At 39.8% G+C, this 18560-nt stretch carries 17 protein-coding genes and 3 pseudogenes; all 20 read left to right on the forward strand.

The window, feature by feature from the left end; all coding sequences use genetic code 11:
- Window positions 1-260 precede the first annotated feature (260 nt).
- Window positions 261-1001, forward strand: coding sequence for a VWA domain-containing protein (locus JCM9140_RS18535; RefSeq protein WP_034750035.1), 741 nt, complete (start codon window positions 261-263; stop codon window positions 999-1001).
- Window positions 967-1959, forward strand: a complete 993-nt coding sequence (prkT, locus tag JCM9140_RS18540) for a serine/threonine protein kinase PrkT (protein ID WP_034750038.1) — start codon at window positions 967-969, stop codon at window positions 1957-1959. Before JCM9140_RS18535 ends, prkT begins: the two co-directional genes overlap by 35 nt.
- Window positions 1960-1992: 33 nt before the next feature.
- A complete protein-coding gene (locus tag JCM9140_RS18545; RefSeq protein WP_034750041.1) occupies window positions 1993-2745 on the forward strand; it encodes a threonine/serine exporter family protein in 753 nt (250 codons plus the stop codon).
- A gap of 19 nt (window positions 2746-2764) precedes the next feature.
- Complete coding sequence (locus JCM9140_RS18550; protein ID WP_034750043.1) at window positions 2765-3214, forward strand: threonine/serine exporter family protein; 450 nt, start codon at window positions 2765-2767, stop codon at window positions 3212-3214.
- Complete coding sequence (gene tilS / locus JCM9140_RS18555; protein WP_034750046.1) at window positions 3195-4595, forward strand: tRNA lysidine(34) synthetase TilS; 1401 nt, start codon at window positions 3195-3197, stop codon at window positions 4593-4595. The genes JCM9140_RS18550 and tilS overlap by 20 nt, the downstream gene beginning before the upstream one ends.
- A gap of 25 nt (window positions 4596-4620) precedes the next feature.
- Window positions 4621-5160, forward strand: a complete 540-nt coding sequence (gene hpt, locus JCM9140_RS18560) for a hypoxanthine phosphoribosyltransferase (protein ID WP_439644319.1) — start codon at window positions 4621-4623, stop codon at window positions 5158-5160.
- 68 nt (window positions 5161-5228) lie between these two features.
- A complete protein-coding gene (gene ftsH / locus JCM9140_RS18565; RefSeq protein ID WP_034750052.1) occupies window positions 5229-7211 on the forward strand; it encodes an ATP-dependent zinc metalloprotease FtsH in 1983 nt (660 codons plus the stop codon).
- A 192-nt stretch (window positions 7212-7403) separates the two neighbouring features.
- Window positions 7404-8168 (forward strand): type III pantothenate kinase, encoded by a 765-nt coding sequence (locus tag JCM9140_RS18570; protein ID WP_034750055.1) that lies wholly within the window; start codon window positions 7404-7406, stop codon window positions 8166-8168.
- Between the two features lie 16 nt (window positions 8169-8184).
- Window positions 8185-9060: an Hsp33 family molecular chaperone HslO gene (gene hslO, locus JCM9140_RS18575; protein ID WP_034750057.1), complete on the forward strand. Its 876-nt coding sequence runs from the start codon at window positions 8185-8187 to the stop codon at window positions 9058-9060.
- 105 nt (window positions 9061-9165) lie between these two features.
- Window positions 9166-10089, forward strand: coding sequence for a cysteine synthase A (cysK, locus tag JCM9140_RS18580; protein WP_034750060.1), 924 nt, complete (start codon window positions 9166-9168; stop codon window positions 10087-10089).
- A gap of 118 nt (window positions 10090-10207) precedes the next feature.
- Window positions 10208-10864 (forward strand): DUF421 domain-containing protein, encoded by a 657-nt coding sequence (locus JCM9140_RS18585; protein WP_034750063.1) that lies wholly within the window; start codon window positions 10208-10210, stop codon window positions 10862-10864.
- 71 nt (window positions 10865-10935) lie between these two features.
- Complete coding sequence (locus JCM9140_RS18590; protein ID WP_052002378.1) at window positions 10936-12390, forward strand: anthranilate synthase component I family protein; 1455 nt, start codon at window positions 10936-10938, stop codon at window positions 12388-12390.
- Window positions 12391-12402: 12 nt separating this feature from the next.
- Window positions 12403-12997, forward strand: a pseudogene (gene pabA, locus JCM9140_RS18595) (aminodeoxychorismate/anthranilate synthase component II).
- Window positions 12982-13848 carry an aminodeoxychorismate lyase gene (gene pabC / locus JCM9140_RS18600; RefSeq protein WP_034750066.1) on the forward strand — a complete coding sequence of 289 codons (867 nt, stop codon included), beginning with the start codon at window positions 12982-12984 and terminating at the stop codon, window positions 13846-13848. Before pabA ends, pabC begins: the two are co-directional and overlap by 16 nt.
- Window positions 13845-14653, forward strand: a pseudogene (folP, locus tag JCM9140_RS18605) (dihydropteroate synthase). Before pabC ends, folP begins: the two are co-directional and overlap by 4 nt.
- Window positions 14646-15008, forward strand: coding sequence for a dihydroneopterin aldolase (gene folB, locus JCM9140_RS18610; RefSeq protein WP_034750069.1), 363 nt, complete (start codon window positions 14646-14648; stop codon window positions 15006-15008). Before folP ends, folB begins: the two are co-directional and overlap by 8 nt.
- Window positions 15005-15532: a 2-amino-4-hydroxy-6-hydroxymethyldihydropteridine diphosphokinase gene (folK, locus tag JCM9140_RS18615; protein WP_034750072.1), complete on the forward strand. Its 528-nt coding sequence runs from the start codon at window positions 15005-15007 to the stop codon at window positions 15530-15532. Before folB ends, folK begins: the two co-directional genes overlap by 4 nt.
- Window positions 15484-15681: a helix-turn-helix domain-containing protein gene (locus JCM9140_RS23330; RefSeq protein WP_034750075.1), complete on the forward strand. Its 198-nt coding sequence runs from the start codon at window positions 15484-15486 to the stop codon at window positions 15679-15681. The genes folK and JCM9140_RS23330 overlap by 49 nt, the downstream gene beginning before the upstream one ends.
- A 30-nt stretch (window positions 15682-15711) precedes the next feature.
- Window positions 15712-16713 carry a tRNA dihydrouridine synthase DusB gene (dusB, locus tag JCM9140_RS18625; RefSeq protein WP_034750081.1) on the forward strand — a complete coding sequence of 334 codons (1002 nt, stop codon included), beginning with the start codon at window positions 15712-15714 and terminating at the stop codon, window positions 16711-16713.
- A 130-nt stretch (window positions 16714-16843) separates the two neighbouring features.
- Window positions 16844-18342 (forward strand): annotated as a pseudogene (gene lysS, locus JCM9140_RS18630) (lysine--tRNA ligase).
- The last annotated feature ends 218 nt before the right edge of the window (window positions 18343-18560 follow it).

Below are 18560 nucleotides of genomic sequence, written 5' to 3' on the forward strand. Positions count from 1 at the left end.
GAGTTTTACAAAAAGGGGAGATCGCCCTTTTTCGGGTTAGTAGTCTAATGGAGAGTAAGCATGGCTACGCGCGTCGTGCGCCTTTTAAGAAGAGCACTTAAAAGGCTTAAAAGACAACGACGGCTCCGCGCATGCTTCGAGTTTTACCAAAAGGGAAGACCACCCTTTTGGTAAAACTCTTCGACAAAGTTCCTAAGTACGTATAAAACCTCTCAGGCTAGTGAATGATGGTAACATCCGACTACTTGGAGGGGATAATGATGAGTAAAGGTACATTAAAACAAATTTTGTTGTTAACAGATGGGCATTCGAATCAGGGGGAGGACCCGATTGCGATTGCTGCACTTGCTAGAGAACAAGGGATTACAGTAAATGTTATTGGAGTTGTGGATGGAAATCATTTAAATGAACAAGGTATAGAAGAAGTGGAAGCCATTGCTCAAGCGGGCGGTGGAGTAAGCCAAGTTGTTTATGCTAAACAATTAGCGCAAACGGTTCAAATGGTTACTAGAAAGGCAATGACACAAACCATTCATGGAGTAGTAAATAAAGAGTTATCTCAAATATTAGGACAAAAGCAAGAGATGGAAGACCTTTCGCCAGCCAAAAGAGGTCAAGTGATGGAAGTGGTCGATGAACTTGGGGAGACAATGAACTTAGATGTTTTAATTTTAGTAGATACAAGTGCTAGTATGAAAAATAAACTTCCTATGGTTCAAGAAGCGCTTACTGATTTATCTATCAGTCTGACTTCGAGAATGGGAGCAAATCGTTTTGCCCTTTATTCATTTCCCGGGAAGAAAAAAGATATTGATAAGCTACTTGATTGGTCGCCACAGCTTAATTCGCTTTCTGGCATTTTTCAGAAACTATCATCTGGTGGAATTACGCCAACAGGACCTGCCTTGCAAGTTGCCCTAGAAAAGTTTTCAAAGTCAGGCTCAAGAAGGAGTTTGATGGCTGGTGATGAAGAACAGCTTCTCGAAGAATCAGGTATGTAAATTACAAACAGGAGCGAAGATTGTTGGGAAGTGGCACCAGCATCCATATAAAATTGTTCGTTCCCTTGGGGCTGGAGCGACTGGATCGGTTTATTTAGCTGATTCTGCAAATGGACTTGTCGCTTTAAAAGTTGGTATGGATAGCATGTCCATTACATCAGAGGTTAATGTATTAAAGCATTTCTCAAAGGTTCAAGGACAAGTTCTTGGACCTTCTTTGCTAGATGTCGATGACTTAGTTACTTCTGAAGGAACATTTCCTTTCTATGTAATGGAATATTTAAAAGGGACAGAATTAATCGAGTATATGCAAAATAAAGGAGCTGAGTGGTTAGGTATTTTGATGATTCAGCTTCTTGGTGATTTGGATCGTCTTCATACTGCAGGTTGGGTATTTGGAGATTTGAAACCAGATAACGTACTCATTGTTGGACCACCTGCTAGGATAAGGTGGCTTGATGTAGGTGGAACTACGCTTGTTGGACGTTCGATCAAAGAATACACGGAATTTTTTGATCGTGGTTATTGGGGTTTAGGTTCCAGAAAAGCGGAGCCGAGTTATGATTTATTTGCTGTTGGAATGATGATGATTAATTGTGCGTATCCTAGAAGATTTGAAAAGCAAGGAGAGAAAACTTTATCCTTCCTCAAACAAAAAATCGATGAGAAGGCGCTACTTGCTCCTTATCAACATGTTATTTTGAAAGCACTACAAGGGAAATATGAGTCAGCTCTTGAAATGAGGAAGGAAATGGTAAAAGCGGTGTCTAAGAGCACTACTTACAAGCATATTCCTGTAAAAGGTGCATCTCACTCCAAAAAGAAAACAAAAACAGGAAAGAAGACTCCGCGTCAGAAGGGCAAAGAAAAGAAATCATCTTACTTTATAGAAATCTTCTTGCTTTCTTCTTTTCTTCTATTGGCATATATCCTATACTTATTTGGACAAATGATGTAAAACAAGGGATTAGTGGAAATTGGGGGAAATGGTATGAATGCAGATCGGATTATGGATATCTGTATGCTAGCTGGGGAGATTATGCTTACATACGGTGCGGAAACGTATCGGGTAGAAGAAACAATCGAACGGATGGCAAAGTCTGCACAATTTAATAATGTTCATAGTTTCGTAACGACAACGGGAATCTTTCTCTCCTTTGAGGACTCAACAAAGGGTGATATGATGCAAATGATCAGGGTTGATGACAGGTTGCAGGATTTAAATAAAGTCACTCTTGTCAATCAAGTATCAAGGGAGTTTGTGAGCCGTGCAATAACAGTTGATGAAGCATACCAGAAGCTCGAGGAAATTGCGAAAGCTCCCATGAATTATTCTCCACTTCTTCTTCATTTCTCTTCAGGGATAGCTGGAGGGGCTTTCTCTTATTTATTTGGAGGCAACTTGTATGATGTCGTTCCGGCTTTTATCGCCGGCTTTGTAGCGAGTTGGTCCATTTTCACGCTTCAAGATTATACAAAGGTTAAATTTTTTGCAGAATTCACGTCTGCTTTTATTGGTGGATCGGTGGCAATATTTCTTGTTTTATTAGGGCTTGGAGAGAATCTCGATCAAGTGATAATCGGTACGTTAATGCCCCTAGTGCCAGGAATTCCTTTAACAAATGCAGTTCGGGATTTAATGTCTGGAGATTTGGTGGCGGGAGTTAGTCGAGGAGCTGAGGCCGTTATTACGGCTCTTTCCATTGCAACTGGCATCGCACTAGCGATTGCTCTTTTTCTATAAGAGTATTCAGGGGGACCTTATGATTATTGAACTTTTGTTTTGTTTTTTTGCAACAGTAGCATTTGGAGTCATTTTTAATGTTCCGAAACGGGTGTTATGGATTGGTGGGGCCATTGGAGCGTTGGCGTGGTATATTTACTCTGTACTCCCGACACTAGGAATGTCTGATGTATTTGCAACAGCTGTTGCATCATTAACTTGTGCCACAGTGGCTCACATACTAGCAAAGAGATTTCGAGTTCCAGTTACAACATTTAGTATACCTGCAATTATTCCGTTAGTTCCTGGAAGTAGGGCGTACTTTACGATGCTTGCTTTCGTTGACGGTGATTATCTAGCCGGTCTTCAATTAGGTATTGAAACGATGTTAAGAGCTGGAGGGATTGCAGCTGGTCTAGTGTTTGCATTATCCATTTTCTCGATTGGTAAAGGTGGGATAGGTCAACGCTATGAAATCAGACGTTCATAAATTTATTTTACACCATCAATTAATTGAACAGGGTGATTTAGTTATCGTTGCCACTTCTGGTGGTCCTGACTCGGTGGCTCTCCTTCACTACCTTTGGTCCATGAAGGATTTTTATGGAATTAAGGTAGCTGCATGCCATGTACATCATCAATTGAGAGGGGAAGAGTCTGATGAGGACGCCCGTTACGTGAACCGTTTCTGTGAAGAACGAGGAATAGAGTTAGAGATTAAGCGTATTGATGTAAAACGGTATGCCCGCGATCACAATCTAGGAACGCAGTTTGCTGCTAGAGAATTACGCTATGACTTTTTCAAAGAGCTTCTCTCTAAACAACCTAGAAGCAAGTTGGCTACTGGTCATCATGGAGATGACCAAATTGAAACGATGTTAATGAAATTAACAAGAGGAAGTGTTCCTCTACATACATATGGAATTCCTGTTTGGCGTCCAGTTGGAGATGGCATGATCATTCGTCCTTTTTTAGGAATAACGAAAGAACAAATTGAGCACTATTGTAATGAAGCATCTTTGCACCCTAGGCGTGATTCAAGCAATAACTCAACAGCTTATACCCGTAATCGTTTTCGTCAAGAGGTACTTCCTTTTTTAAAAAAAGAAAATCCAATGGTGCATACTCATATTCAACGAAAATATGAGTGGGAAAAAGACGATCATGATTTTTTAATGGTTTTGGCCGAAAAAGAAAAATCTACCATTGTTCTAAAAGAAAGTGAACAAAACGTTACAATTTCTCAGAATGCTTTCCTACGTATAGACCTCCCTTTACAAAGAAGAGTGATTCATCTAATATTAAGTTATCTTTACGGGAAAAATTCACCATTTATGACGTCTATACATATTGAACAAGTGCTAGACTTGCTTCATCGTGAAAAACCTTCAGCAGAGCTTCATTTCTCAAATGATGTAAACGTTCGTCGTGATTATGACTTATGTCACTTTACTAAAAAAGAGAGAACGATCGAAGTAGCCGAAGAGAGGCCATTAGTGATTCCGGGTGTCGTTTCATCTAAATCGTGGATCATTCAGTCATATGTTACCGATAATCTGGATATAGTTGAAGAGGACAACCAAATATTGCTGGATTTTCATGCGTTGTCTAGCTCTTTAATCGTTCGGACAAAAAAAACAAATGACCGGATGCACTGTCGAGGGATGGATGGAACAAAAAAAATCGGTCGATTATTTATTGACCGAAAAATTTCGAAGAGAGACCGTGAGAGATGGCCTATTGTTGTTTCGGATGATGGTCAGATTTTATGGGTACCATTTTTACACAGGTCTAAAGTTGCGGCTGTTGGACAACATACGAAGAAGATTATAGTTTTAACATGTGTTAGATTAACCGAAGACGCTTGGTAAATAGTAGGAGGTTTTTTTTACATTGATCAGAGACGAAATTAAAGAAGTTCTTATTTCAGAAGAACAAATCCAGGAAAAGTGTAGAGAGTTAGGTAAGCAAATTACAGAAGAATATGATGGGAAATTTCCGTTAGTCATTGGCGTATTAAAAGGCGCTATGCCATTTATGGGTGATTTAACGAAACGAATTGACACACATATTGAGATGGATTTCATGGATGTTTCTAGTTACGGGGCAGGTATGGTTTCTTCTGGAGAGGTAAAGATTGTTAAAGATCTTGATACATCAGTTGAAGGAAGAGACGTTCTAATTTTAGAAGATATTATTGATAGTGGTTTAACTTTAAGTTATCTAGTGAAATTGTTTCACTACCGAAAAGCAAAGTCAGTAAAAGTGGTAACACTTCTAGATAAACCTGAAGGTAGAAAGGTTGACCTTGTTCCAGATTTAGCTGGGTTTACTGTTCCAGATGCCTTTGTTGTTGGATATGGACTCGACTATGCTGAGCGTTATCGTAATCTGCCGTACATAGGAATCTTAAAGCCTGAAATTTATGAGAGTTAATGTTTGTGAACAAAATAACAGTTATGTTACGATAAATAAAGCTGTATTGTCGTGGGAGGAGGTCAAGGATGAATCGTATATTCCGTAATACTATTTTTTACTTACTTATCTTTCTCGTTATTATTGGAATTGTAAATGTCTTTAGTACTGATCAAGCTCAAGTGGAAAATGTGACATTCTCACAATTCACAGAACGGCTTGAACAAGGTCAGGTGAGTGAACTTTCTGTTAAGCCAGTAAGGCAGGTTTATTTAATACGAGGACAATTTACTGACCAAGGTGAGGGAGAGTATTTTGAAACGTATGTTTTACAAAGTGAGCAAACAGCAGACCTACTGTTTGGAGCAGAAGGAGTTGCTGGGGGCTTTGATGTAGATGTTCAGCCTGCAGATGAAACAAGTGGTTGGGTGACGTTCTTTACATCCATAATTCCATTTATTATTATCTTTATCTTGTTCTTCTTCTTATTAAGCCAAGCTCAAGGCGGCGGTGGCCGTGTAATGAATTTTGGTAAGAGCAAAGCTAAACTTGTTAGCGATGAAAAGAAGAAAGCAAAATTCAAAGATGTTGCTGGGGCTGATGAAGAGAAACAAGAGCTTGTAGAAGTGGTTGAATTCTTAAAAGATCCACGTAAATTCTCAGCGATTGGTGCTCGTATTCCTAAAGGGGTGCTCCTTGTAGGACCTCCAGGTACCGGTAAAACATTGCTTGCAAGAGCCGTTGCAGGTGAAGCGGGTGTGCCATTTTTCTCAATAAGTGGTTCAGACTTCGTTGAAATGTTTGTCGGTGTCGGTGCGTCACGTGTACGTGATTTGTTTGAAAATGCGAAGAAAAATGCACCTTGTATCATCTTTATTGATGAAATTGATGCAGTTGGTCGTCAACGTGGAGCTGGGCTTGGTGGAGGACACGATGAGCGTGAGCAAACACTAAACCAGTTGCTTGTTGAAATGGATGGTTTCAGTGCGAATGAAGGTATTATCATTATTGCAGCAACAAACCGTGCAGATATTTTAGACCCTGCATTACTTCGTCCAGGTCGTTTTGACCGTCAGATTCAAGTAAACCGTCCAGATGTCATTGGTCGTGAACAAGTGTTAAAAGTTCATGCTCGAAACAAACCTTTAAATGACGATGTTAACTTAGAGGCGATTGCGGCGAGAACACCAGGATTTTCGGGTGCGGATCTTGAAAACTTATTAAACGAAGCAGCTCTAGTGGCGGCTCGTGACAATAAGACCAAAATTAGTATGATTCATGTGGAAGAAGCGATTGACCGTGTCATAGCAGGACCAGCTAAAAAGAGTCGTGTGATCTCTCCGAAAGAGAAGAACATTGTTGCGTGGCATGAAGCGGGTCATACGGTTGTCGGCGTGAAACTCGAAAATGCGGATATGGTTCATAAAGTTACCATTGTTCCTCGAGGAATGGCTGGTGGATATGCCGTTATGCTTCCTAAAGAAGACCGCTACTTTATGACAAAGCCAGAGCTTCTCGATAAAATTATTGGATTGCTTGGTGGTCGTGTCGCCGAGGAAGTTCAATTTGGTGAAGTAAGTACGGGGGCTCATAATGACTTCCAACGTGCAACAGGAATCGCTCGTAAGATGGTAACGGAATACGGAATGAGTGAGAAGCTAGGTCCAATGCAATTTGGTTCGAACTCTGGTGGTCAAGTATTCTTAGGCCGTGACATCCAAAATGAGCAAAACTACAGTGATGCCATTGCTCATGAAATCGACTTAGAAGTCCAACGCATCATCAAAGAATGTTATGAGCGTTGTAAGCAAATTTTAACGGAAAACAAAGCAAGCTTGGACTTAGTTGCTGAAACGTTATTAAAGCTTGAAACGTTGGATGCAGAACAAATTAAGTCATTAATTAACGAAGGAAAACTTCCTGACAATCATCACACGAATAAAGTGTTAGATGAAGAAACAGATTCTGATATGAAAGTGAACATCAACTCAAAGAAGAACGAAGAAAAAGCTTCTGAAGAGAATGATGAAAAGAAAGAAGATTCTTCGTCTGACGATGAGAAAAAAGAGTAATTTATGAAAGAGGATGTCATTAGGCATCCTCTTTTTTAGTTTAGATGGGGCAATAAGTGCAATTAGAAGCATTAAAAGTATCCATGTTTTATAATATAGTTCAGCTATTTTTAAGTATTTTGTCTGTTATGGTGGATACATGCACAAAATAGAAAAGTGGCCTTTGGATAGAGAGATAGGCGGTGATTACATATGATAATGGTCGTAGATGTTGGAAACACCAATATTGTTTTAGGAGTTTATAAAGAGAGAGAGTTGCAGTACCATTGGCGAATTGCAACAAGCAAGCAAAAAACGGAAGATGAATGGGCGATGTCACTAAAAAGTTTATTTGCTCATGAAGCTTTATCGTTTAAAGAAATTGAAGGGATTATTATTTCTTCTGTTGTGCCACCGATTATGTATACATTAGAACAAATGTGTAAAAAGTATTTCGATATTAGACCTATGGTAATTGGACCGGGCATAAAAACAGGTTTGAACATAAAATATGATAACCCAAAAGAAGTTGGAGCTGATCGTATTGTCAATGCTGTGGCTGCGATTCAGTTATATGGAAGTCCTCTAATCGTGGTTGACTTCGGTACGGCAACAACGTACTGCTATATAAATGAAAACCGCCAGTATATGGGAGGAGCGATTTCTCCGGGAATCTCTATCTCGACAGAGGCATTGTATACAAGAGCCTCGAAGCTTCCGAGAATTGAGATTGCCAAGCCCAATCATGTTCTCGGCACCAATACCGTTCATGCGATGCAAGCAGGAATTTTTTATGGGTATGTCGGACAAGTGGATGGCATTGTTAATCGAATGAAAGCTCAATCAAAAAACAATCCAACCGTTATTGCAACAGGAGGAATGGCATCTTTAATTGCCCCTGAGGCCGAATCAATCGATGTCGTTGAACCATTCTTAACATTAAAAGGACTACAGATGATTTACGAAAAAAATGCGTAAAAAGGAGTAAATAAAAATGGAAGATTATTTAGTAAAAGCAACTGCATTTAATGGAAAGGTTCGAGCATATTCGCTCATTGCAACAAATATGGTAAATGAAGCTGTTAGACGCCAAGGAACTTGGCCTACTGCTTCTGCAGCATTGGGTCGTGCTATGATGGCTAGTACGATGATGGCTACGATGTTAAAAGGAGATTCAAAACTAACAGTCAAAATTGAAGGGAAAGGACCGATTGGTGCGATCATTGTTGATGCCAATACAAAAGGGGAAACAAGAGGATATGTGAGCAACCCTCAAGTGCATTTTGACTTAAATAGCCAAGGGAAGCTTGATGTTGCACGTGCTGTTGGAACGGATGGTTTTCTATCAGTTGTAAAAGATTTAGGCTTGAAGGAGAATTTTACTGGAAGTGTCCCTCTTGTTTCGGGAGAACTAGGAGAGGATTTCACGTACTATTTTGCTTCTTCAGAGCAAACCCCTTCTTCCGTGGGAGTTGGTGTACTTGTAAACCCGGACAACACGATCTTAGCTGCAGGAGGGTTTATCATACAATTAATGCCTGGAGCCGATGATACAGTCATTGATGAAATTGAAAAACGTCTTTCTTCCATACCTCCTATATCAAAACTTGTTGAAGCCGGAATGCCTCCGGAAGAAATGCTTCAAGCTTTATTAGGGGATGACAATGTAAAGTTCCTAGATAAACAATCCATCTCGTTTAACTGTCAATGCTCAAAAGAGCGTGTTGAAAATGCCATCATCAGTTTAGGGAAAAAAGAAATTCAAGATATGATTGATGAAGACGGAGGAGCAGAAACAGTTTGTCACTTTTGTAATGAGACATACCAACTCAATGTGGACGAATTAAAGGAGCTCCTAGAACAAGCTTAAAAAAATTGGAAAAATAAAAACATGTTGATTGACTTATCAGAAAACGTCTGATACTATAATCTTAATAAAACCAATAAAGTTACTAGGGATTGAGGAGGCGTTCTTGTGAGAGTAGTAAATTCAGTTACTGAACTTATCGGGCAAACACCATTAGTAAAACTAAATCGTCTTGTATCAGACAAACATGCAGATGTTTATTTAAAGCTTGAATATATGAACCCTGGAAGCAGTGTAAAAGATCGTATCGCATTAGCGATGATTGAAGCGGCTGAAAAATCAGGTGATTTAAAACCAGGTGTAACAATTGTTGAACCAACAAGTGGAAACACAGGTATTGGTCTAGCGATGGTTGCTGCAGCAAAAGGCTATAAAGCAAAATTAGTTATGCCTGAAACGATGAGTATGGAGCGTCGTAACTTATTACGTGCTTATGGAGCAGAATTAGTCTTAACGCCAGGACCTGAAGGTATGGGTGGTGCGATTCGCAAAGCAACAGAGTTAGCACAAGAAGAAGGATACTTCATGCCACAACAATTTGAAAATGAAGCAAACCCTGAGATTCACCGTAATACAACAGGAAAAGAGCTTCTTGAACAAGTTGATGGTCAAATTGACGGTTTCGTTTCTGGAATCGGTACAGGTGGAACGATCACAGGTGCAGGTGGTTTACTAAAAGAGAACTTCCCGAACCTTCACATTGCAGCAGTTGAGCCATCAGATTCTCCAATTCTTTCTGGTGGAAACCCTGGACCTCACAAAATCCAAGGGATCGGTGCAGGTTTCGTACCGAAAATTCTAGATACAGATGTATATGATTCTGTTATCCAAGTTTCAACGGAGCAAGCATTTGAATATGCTCGTGCAGCTGCTCGTGAAGAAGGAATTTTAGGTGGTATTTCTTCGGGTGCAGCCATCTATGCAGCGCTTCAATTAGCTGAAAAGCTTGGTGCTGGTAAAAAGGTAGTAGCAATCATTCCATCAAACGGAGAGCGTTACTTAAGTACACCATTATACCAATTTGAGGATTAATACCAAAAAGACTGTGGAGTGTAAGAGCTCTACAGTCTTTTTTTGATCCTTTGCATTGATTAAACATGACTGGGAAAAATAAAAAATGGATTAGAAAGATGAAAGGAGCAAATTGGCGTTGAGTGAAATTCTTGTTATTTTACTTAGAACAATTGTTGTATTTATCATCGTTCTAACATTTTTAAGGTTTATGGGCAAAAAAGAGTTAGGAGAATTGAGTTTACTAGATATTGTCGTCTCTTTAATGATTGCCGAATTAGCCGTAATAGCAATTGAAGATCCGGATGTGTCAATGGCAAGGGGATTGGCACCTATTTTCTTGCTTATTGTCATTCAAATGACCCTTACGACGATTAGCTTGAAAAACCAAAAATTCAGAGACGTCATTGAAGGCCGCCCTGTTATGATTATTGAAAATGGGAAGATGAATCAGACGAATATGAGAAAGCAGCGTTACAATCTAGATGATGTATTGTTTCAGCTACGTGAAAAAGGAATAGCGGATATTCGGGACGTTGAATTTGCTATTTTAGAGAGGTCAGGTAATTTATCCATTTTTAAAAAAGAACCGAATAGCTCGGTCTTCACATTGCCTCTTATTCAAGATGGCGTTATTCAAGATGAACATTTAAAAGTAACAAAGAAAACAAAAGAATGGCTTTTATCGGAATTAGCCAAAAAAGGGTATGATCAAATAAAAGATATTTTTTATTGTAGTTATATGCAAGGACAATTTTTTATTGAAGAAAAGGATAAAAAGTCGATGAGTAAATAGAAATAAATTGTTTTTACTCTTTCCTATTCTCATGTAGAATAGACAAAAAGGGTAGAGACGGGAGTGAAGACATGCCACAGAAGAAGGAAGCTCCATTGAATTGGACAAGCAGAGTTAAGTCTTTCTCTCTTGATTCGAAACAATGGTTTGAAACATATAAGCAATTGTCACATAAGGAGCCTCAACATGTTTTGTTGGAAAGTGGTAGAGGTGGACGTTATCAAATTATAGGCCTAAAGCCGTTTGCGACGATCTTAGGAAAAGGAGAAACGTTAACTTTCGAAAAAGACGGTAGCGTGGTAACCAAAAAAGGACCTTTGCTAGAAAGTTTGAAGGAGGTCCTTGCTCCATACAAGCGGAAAACAATAAAAGAGCTCCCGCCATTTCAGGGAGGAGCAATCGGTTATTTTTCTTATGATATTGTTCGGGAAATAGAAAGCCTCCCAGAGTTGAGTAAGGACGATCTTGCACTTCCAGATTTGTATTTTATGCTCTTTCATGATGTATTTATTTATGATAATGAAACGAATTTGATGTGGATTATCGTCAATGGACAACATGATGAAGGTGAGATACTCGAGAGAAGAGCTGAGGAGTATGCGATACAATGGAAGGGAAACAGCAAATCCTTAGGTGAGTATAAACGAATGAAAAAAGAAGGGCTTCAAGCTGTGAAGTCTTCACTTTCAGAAGAAGAATTTCGCGAGGCTGTTGAAAAAGTGAAAGATTATATTGCAGCAGGGGACGTCTTTCAAGTGAACTTATCCGTTAGGCAATCAAAAGAAATGGCTGCAACACCCTTTCATGTGTATGAAGTACTTAGAAAACTTAATCCATCCCCGTATATGAGCTATTTGCAAACACCGGACTTTCAATTTGTGAGCGCATCGCCGGAGTTGCTCGTGAAAAAGGAAGACTCTAAATTAAGTACGAGACCCATTGCAGGGACTCGCTCTCGGGGGAGAAATGCCGAGGAAGACCAACAGTTAGCAAATACGTTAATAAACAATGAAAAGGAACGAGCAGAGCATGTGATGCTTGTTGATTTAGAACGTAATGATTTAGGAAGAGTGTCAGCATACGGAACGGTTGAAGTAGATGAATTGATGGTCATCGAAAAATACTCTCATGTTATGCATATTGTCTCAAATGTAAAGGGGACATTATCGCCTGAACATGATTTATACGATGTAATTCGTGCTACGTTTCCTGGAGGGACTATTACAGGGGCTCCAAAGGTAAGAACAATGGAAATTATAGAAGAGCTTGAACCAGTGCGAAGAGGGATTTATACTGGTTCTATAGGTTGGATTGGCTTTGATCAAAACATGGAACTGAATATTGCGATTCGAACAATGGTTTGTAAAGATGGATTTGCGCATGTTCAAGCAGGTGCCGGGATCGTGATTGATTCAATTGCCGCCAATGAATACAAAGAGTCATTAAAAAAAGCAAGAGCGCTCTGGCATGCGCTAGAGACGAGTGAAGAAGAGTTGAGAGAGAAAGAAATAGCCAGTTTGAGCTGAGGAGGAGAAAATATGATTTTAATGATTGATAACTATGATTCTTTTACGTACAATTTGGTTCAGTATTTAGGGGAAATGGGGCACGAATTAGTTGTCCGCCGAAATGATCAAATTACATTAAAAGAAATTGAAGAGTTAAAACCAGATTTTATTATGATTTCACCTGGTCCTAAAAGTCCGAATGAAGCAGGGATTAGTTTACAAACAATAGAACATTTTGCTGGGAAGATCCCCATCTTTGGAGTTTGTTTAGGGCATCAATCCATTGCTCAAGTGTTTGGCGGTGACGTTATTCGTGCTGAGAGACTTATGCATGGAAAAACGTCTGAAATCACGCATAATAGTGAGACGATTTTTAAAGGCTTGCCAACACCACTTACGGCAACTAGATATCATTCTCTTATCGTAAAAAAAGAAACCCTCCCGGATTGTTTTGTTGTAACAGCTGAGACGGATGAGGGAGAAATCATGCGATTCGCCATCGTGATTACCCAATAGAAGGGTCCAATTTCACCCAGAGTCCATTATGACAGAAGAAGGCAAACAACTACTGCGCAATTTTATAGAAACGTACGGCAAGGAGAAATCAACGTGTTCGTCTATGTAAATGGTCAAATACTAAAAAAGGAAGAGGCTCGTATTTCCGCTTTTGATCATGGATATATGTACGGTCTTGGTCTGTTTGAAACGTTTCGCGTTGATGATGGTCATCCATTTTTATTGGATGACCATTTTCAGCGTTTGCAAGAGGGTCTTCGAACAATGGGGATTTCATGGGCGATGAATAGAGATGAGATCATGGAGATTCTTACAACGTTATTAGAAGCAAACGGGTTAAAAAGTGCCTATGTTAGGTGGAATGTCTCAGCTGGTCCACATGATGTAGGATTGTATACAGGGGAGTACGAAGAGCCTACGGTGATCGTCTATATGAAACCTTTACCTTCGTTTCAAGGAATAACAAAAACAGCAAAAGTATTAGACATAAGACGAAATACACCAGAAGGACAGGTGCGTTTAAAGTCGCATCATTATTTAAATAATGTTTTGGCCAAGAGAGAATTAGGAGAAGATGGAACGGTAGAAGGAATCTTCTTAACGGAGTCTGGGTTTGTTGCAGAGGGAGTCGTGTCTAATTTGTTCTGGGTAAAAGATGAAGTTGTTTATACACCATCTGTTGAGACGGGAATATTAAACGGAGTTACACGGCAGTTTGTATTAGCTTTATTGGAGAAAGAGGGAATCAAATGGGAAGCTGGATTTTTTCGCCCCAATGACCTTAGCGTTGCAGATGAAGTGTTTATTACGAACTCCATTCAAGAAGTGATACCGATTCGATCTTTTAATGAAACTAACTTTATAGGGGATAAACCGATTACAAATAAGCTAAAGTTGGCATTCGACTACTACCGCCACTGCTTGAGGAGTAGAACGGAACTGAAGGGAGAGAAAAGATGACGATAAATCTAGACACTCACCGTACGCTCATTATGGGAATATTGAATGTAACCCCAGATTCATTTTCCGATGGTGGCAAATATAATGAAGTTGAACTTGCAGTTGAAAGAGCAAAACAGCTTGTAAGAGACGGCGCTGATATCCTTGATATTGGAGGCGAATCAACAAGACCAGGTGCGACCAAGGTTGAGCAAGCTGAAGAGATTAAGCGGGTTATCCCGATGATCACAGCCATTGCAAAAGAAGTGAACATTCCGATTTCAATCGATACATATAAACCAGAAGTAGCTAAGCAAGCGATCGAAGCGGGAGCTAGTATCATTAACGATGTGTGGGGTGCGAAATGGGACAAGTCGATGGCGAAAGTTGCAGCAGACTACCGCGTTCCGATTATCCTCATGCACAACCGAACAAATCCGACATACGAAAATTTGATCAAGGATATCATAGCTGATTTAGAGGAAAGCATCGCCATTTGTGAAAATGCAGGAGTCACAAAAGACCAGATTATTTTGGATCCTGGTATTGGTTTTGCAAAAACGTATGAGGAAAACCTTGATGTTATGAGACAGTTAGATAAGATCGTTGAGATGGGGTATCCGGTCCTTTTAGGAACATCAAAAAATCACTGATTGCCAAAACACTGAACCTACCTGTTGATGAAAGGTTGGAAGGTACTGGCGCGACAGTTTGTTTTGGAATCATGAAAGGTTGTCACATTATGCGCGTTCATGATGTAAAAGAAATGTCGAGAATGGCGAAGATGATGGATGCTCTGGTTAAAAAGGGAGGAAGCAATGGATAAAATCTATATGAACCAATTGGCCTTTTATGGTTACCACGGTGTATTTGAAGAAGAAAATAAATTAGGACAGCGTTTTATCGTTGATCTAGTTTTGCATATTGATTTAAACAAGGCAGGGAAGACAGACGATTTACAAGCAACGATTAATTACGGAGATGCCTACAAACGAGTGAAGGAAATTGTAGAAGGGAAACCATACAACTTACTCGAGGCCGTAGCGGAAACAATTGCGGCTGAGTTACTTTCTGCTTATGATCAACTGCAAGACTGTACAGTCAAAGTCATTAAGCCTGATCCTCCTATTCCGGGTCATTATCAATCAGTTGCAGTAGAAATAACGAGGTCTCGCTCATGAAGCATGATGTATATATTGCCTTAGGATCAAATATAGGGGATCGAGCTTCTTTTTTAGAAAAAGCGATTGCTCTTTTAGAAAAGCAAAGTGAGATCCAATTAGTGAGACGCTCTTCTATTTATGAAACAGAACCAGTTGGGTATGTGGATCAACAGTCATTTTTGAACATGGTCGTCCATATACAAACAACGAAATCGGCTAAGGAATTATTGGATGTAACTCAGTCCATTGAGCAATATTGTGGGCGCGAGCGTGACGTTCGGTGGGGACCGCGCACAATTGATCTTGACATTTTGCTCTTTGATGAAGACAATCTGATGTTGGAGGACCTAATTATTCCTCACCCACGAATGTGGGAAAGAGCGTTTGTGATTGTTCCACTTATGGAAATTCACCCGAATCTTTATGCAAAGCAACTTGATCAAACGATAAAAGAGATTTATGAGGATTTACCAGATAAAGAAGGTGTTAGGGTATGGAATCCGCAAATTACGGTAAGAAAATCCGATCATATAGAAAATTGAAAGGATTTACACAACAGGAATTTGCCAAGCAAATAGGAATGTCTGTCTCGGTCTTAGGAGATATCGAAAGAGGGACTCGAATGCCAACGGATACGATGTTAGACCAGATGGCAAAGGTTTTAAATATATCTAAGTTTCAATTGCTATAAAGGATTGGTTCGTTATTGGAGGTGAAAATTATATTAAAGATTGGAAACGTTGAACTGAAAAATCAAGTGGTACTTGCACCGATGGCTGGTGTGTGTAATCCGGCTTTTCGTTTAATTGCAAAAGAATTCGGTGCAGGATTAGTTTGTGCGGAGATGGTTAGCGATAAAGCGATTCTTCAAGGCAATGAAAGGTCATTAAGCATGTTGTATGTAGATGAACGGGAAAAGCCATTAAGTTTACAAATTTTTGGTGGAGAACGTGAAACATTGGTAGAAGCAGCTAAATTCGTTGATAAACACACGAATGCGGACATTATTGACATTAATATGGGCTGTCCGGTACCGAAAATCACTAAATGTGACGCAGGCGCTAGATGGTTGCTTGATCCAAATAAAATTTATGAGATGGTTGCAGCGACGGTTGAGGCAGTTGATAAACCCGTAACGGTAAAAATGCGAATCGGCTGGGATTCAGACCATATTTATGCTGTAGAGAATGCTCGTGCAGTGGAACGTGCAGGAGGAAGCGCAGTTGCTGTTCACGGGCGTACGCGCGTCCAAATGTACGAAGGCAAGGCAGATTGGAGCATCATTAAAGAAGTAAAAGACTCAATTAAGATCCCTGTTATCGGAAATGGTGATATAACAACACCACAAGAGGCGCGTCGTATGTTGGACGAAGCTGGAGTCGATGGAGTGATGATTGGGCGTGCAGCATTAGGAAACCCATGGATGCTGTATCAAACGATTCAGTACTTAGAGAACGGAACCTTAGCAGATGAGCCAACTCCACGTGAAAAAATGGACGTGTGTATGGTTCACCTTGATCGCTTAATTAAGTTGAAAGGTGAAAATGTGGCTGTTCATGAAATGCGTAAACATGCAGCATGGTATTTAAAAGGAATACGCGGGAACGGCCGTGTTCGTGATAAAATCAACAATTTTGAATCAAGAGATGATGTAGCAGCAACTCTTTATGCGTTTGTTGATGAACTAGAAGCGCAAAAGGCTGAAGAATTAAGTGCTGTTTGACTTTTCCAATAGAGTTCACTATAATTCGTTTGTAATTATTAAACTGTCAGTGTGATACACTGGCAGTTTTTCTACATATAAAAACAGACAAAACAGGCTAAAATGATTGACTATAGAGGAGATGATAGATATGACTCAAGAGCTGGAGTTAAATGATCAGTTAGCTGTACGTAGGGACAAGCTTGCAAAGTTACAAGAACAAGGACAGGACCCATTTGGAGGACGTTTTGAGCGCTCGCATACAGCCGCATCAATGAGTGATGCATTTGCTGAGCAAACGAAAGAGGAGTTAGATGAAGCAGGTCATGAAGTGACTCTTGCTGGGCGTATTATGACAAAGCGCGGAAAAGGCAAGGCTGGATTTGCTCATGTCCAAGACTTAACGGGGCAAGTGCAAATTTATGTTCGTAAAGACGCAGTAGGTGACGAGCAATATGATTTATTTAACACAATTGATATTGGTGATCTTGTTGGAGTAACAGGGACTGCATTTAAAACGAAAGTAGGAGAACTTTCTATAAAGGTTACAAAATTTGAATTGCTTTCAAAATCATTAAGACCCTTACCTGATAAATTCCACGGATTAAAAGATATTGAGCAACGTTATCGTCAACGTTATGTCGACCTTATTGTAAATCCTGAAGTAAGAGATACGTTTGTTTTACGTAGTAGAATTTTGCAGTCAATGCGTCGCTATTTAGATTCTAAAGGATATTTAGAGGTAGAAACACCGACGATGCACTCAATTGCTGGGGGAGCTTCAGCCCGTCCGTTTGTGACGCATCATAATGCATTAGATATGACGTTGTACATGCGTATCGCGATTGAATTGCATTTGAAGCGCCTAATTGTTGGTGGATTAGAAAAGGTGTATGAGATTGGTCGTGTGTTCCGTAATGAAGGAGTGTCGATAGGCATAATCCTGAGTTTACGATGATTGAGTTGTATGAAGCGTATGCGGATTACCAAGACATTATGAAATTAACAGAAGAGCTAGTCGCTCATATTGCTAGAGAAGTTCTAGGGACAACAAAGGTTACGTATGGTGAATACGAAGTGGACCTTGAACCGAAGTGGAAACGAGTTCATATGGTAGATGCGATCAAAGAAAAAACGGGTGTCGACTTCTGGAAAGAGATGAGTGATGAAGAAGCTCGTGCGATTGCAAAAGAACATAATGTTTATGTAAAAGAAACAATGACTTTTGGACATGTTGTAAATGAATTCTTTGAACAATTTGTTGAAGAAGATTTAATTCAACCAACATTCATTTATGGCCATCCTTTAGCAATTTCTCCATTAGCTAAGAAGAATCCAGAAGACCCTCGTTTCACAGATCGTTTTGAACTATTTATTGTAGGTCGAGAACATGCGAATGCATTTACAGAGTTAAATGACCCAATCGACCAACGCGAGCGTTTCGAGCAACAGCTCGTTGAACGCGAGCAAGGCGATGATGAAGCTCATATGATGGATGAAGACTTTGTTGAGGCGCTTGAATATGGTATGCCTCCGACGGGTGGACTTGGAATTGGGATTGACCGTTTAGTGATGTTGCTAACAAACTCTCCTTCTATCCGTGACGTCCTTTTGTTCCCGCAAATGAGACATCGTGAGCAAGGAGAATAAAGGGTAGTGTTGAAGCATGACATGGCAGAAGGGTGTAGTCCCTTTTTGTCATGTCTTTGTTTTATTGAAATTTATTTCTAAAAAAGGGTTGCAATCAGAATTTAGAGATGGTATATTATTTCTTGTCGCCAAGAGACTTAAAAAAATACAAAAAACTTATTGACATCACAATTTGTTTTTGGTAAGATACAAAGGTCGCCACAAAACGACACGAGTTC

The organism is Halalkalibacter wakoensis JCM 9140 (genome assembly GCF_000513095.1).
In the GTDB taxonomy this organism is placed as follows: Bacteria; Bacillota; Bacilli; order Bacillales; family Bacillaceae_D; genus Halalkalibacter; species Halalkalibacter wakoensis.

Excerpts from the sequence above, each read along its gene's own strand:
- JCM9140_RS18535 (WP_034750035.1), top strand. The coding sequence starts at position 261 with ATGAGTAAAGGTACATTAAAACAAATTTTGTTGTTAACAGATGGGCAT.
- prkT (WP_034750038.1), top strand. The coding sequence starts at position 967 with ATGAAGAACAGCTTCTCGAAGAATCAGGTATGTAAATTACAAACAGGA.
- JCM9140_RS18545 (WP_034750041.1), top strand. The coding sequence starts at position 1,993 with ATGAATGCAGATCGGATTATGGATATCTGTATGCTAGCTGGGGAGATT.
- JCM9140_RS18550 (WP_034750043.1), top strand. The coding sequence starts at position 2,765 with ATGATTATTGAACTTTTGTTTTGTTTTTTTGCAACAGTAGCATTTGGA.
- tilS (WP_034750046.1), top strand. The coding sequence starts at position 3,195 with ATGAAATCAGACGTTCATAAATTTATTTTACACCATCAATTAATTGAA.
- ftsH (WP_034750052.1), top strand. The coding sequence starts at position 5,229 with ATGAATCGTATATTCCGTAATACTATTTTTTACTTACTTATCTTTCTC.
- JCM9140_RS18570 (WP_034750055.1), top strand. The coding sequence starts at position 7,404 with ATGATAATGGTCGTAGATGTTGGAAACACCAATATTGTTTTAGGAGTT.
- hslO (WP_034750057.1), top strand. The coding sequence starts at position 8,185 with ATGGAAGATTATTTAGTAAAAGCAACTGCATTTAATGGAAAGGTTCGA.
- JCM9140_RS18590 (WP_052002378.1), top strand. The coding sequence starts at position 10,936 with ATGCCACAGAAGAAGGAAGCTCCATTGAATTGGACAAGCAGAGTTAAG.
- folB (WP_034750069.1), top strand. The coding sequence starts at position 14,646 with ATGGATAAAATCTATATGAACCAATTGGCCTTTTATGGTTACCACGGT.
- folK (WP_034750072.1), top strand. The coding sequence starts at position 15,005 with ATGAAGCATGATGTATATATTGCCTTAGGATCAAATATAGGGGATCGA.
- JCM9140_RS23330 (WP_034750075.1), top strand. The coding sequence starts at position 15,484 with ATGGAATCCGCAAATTACGGTAAGAAAATCCGATCATATAGAAAATTG.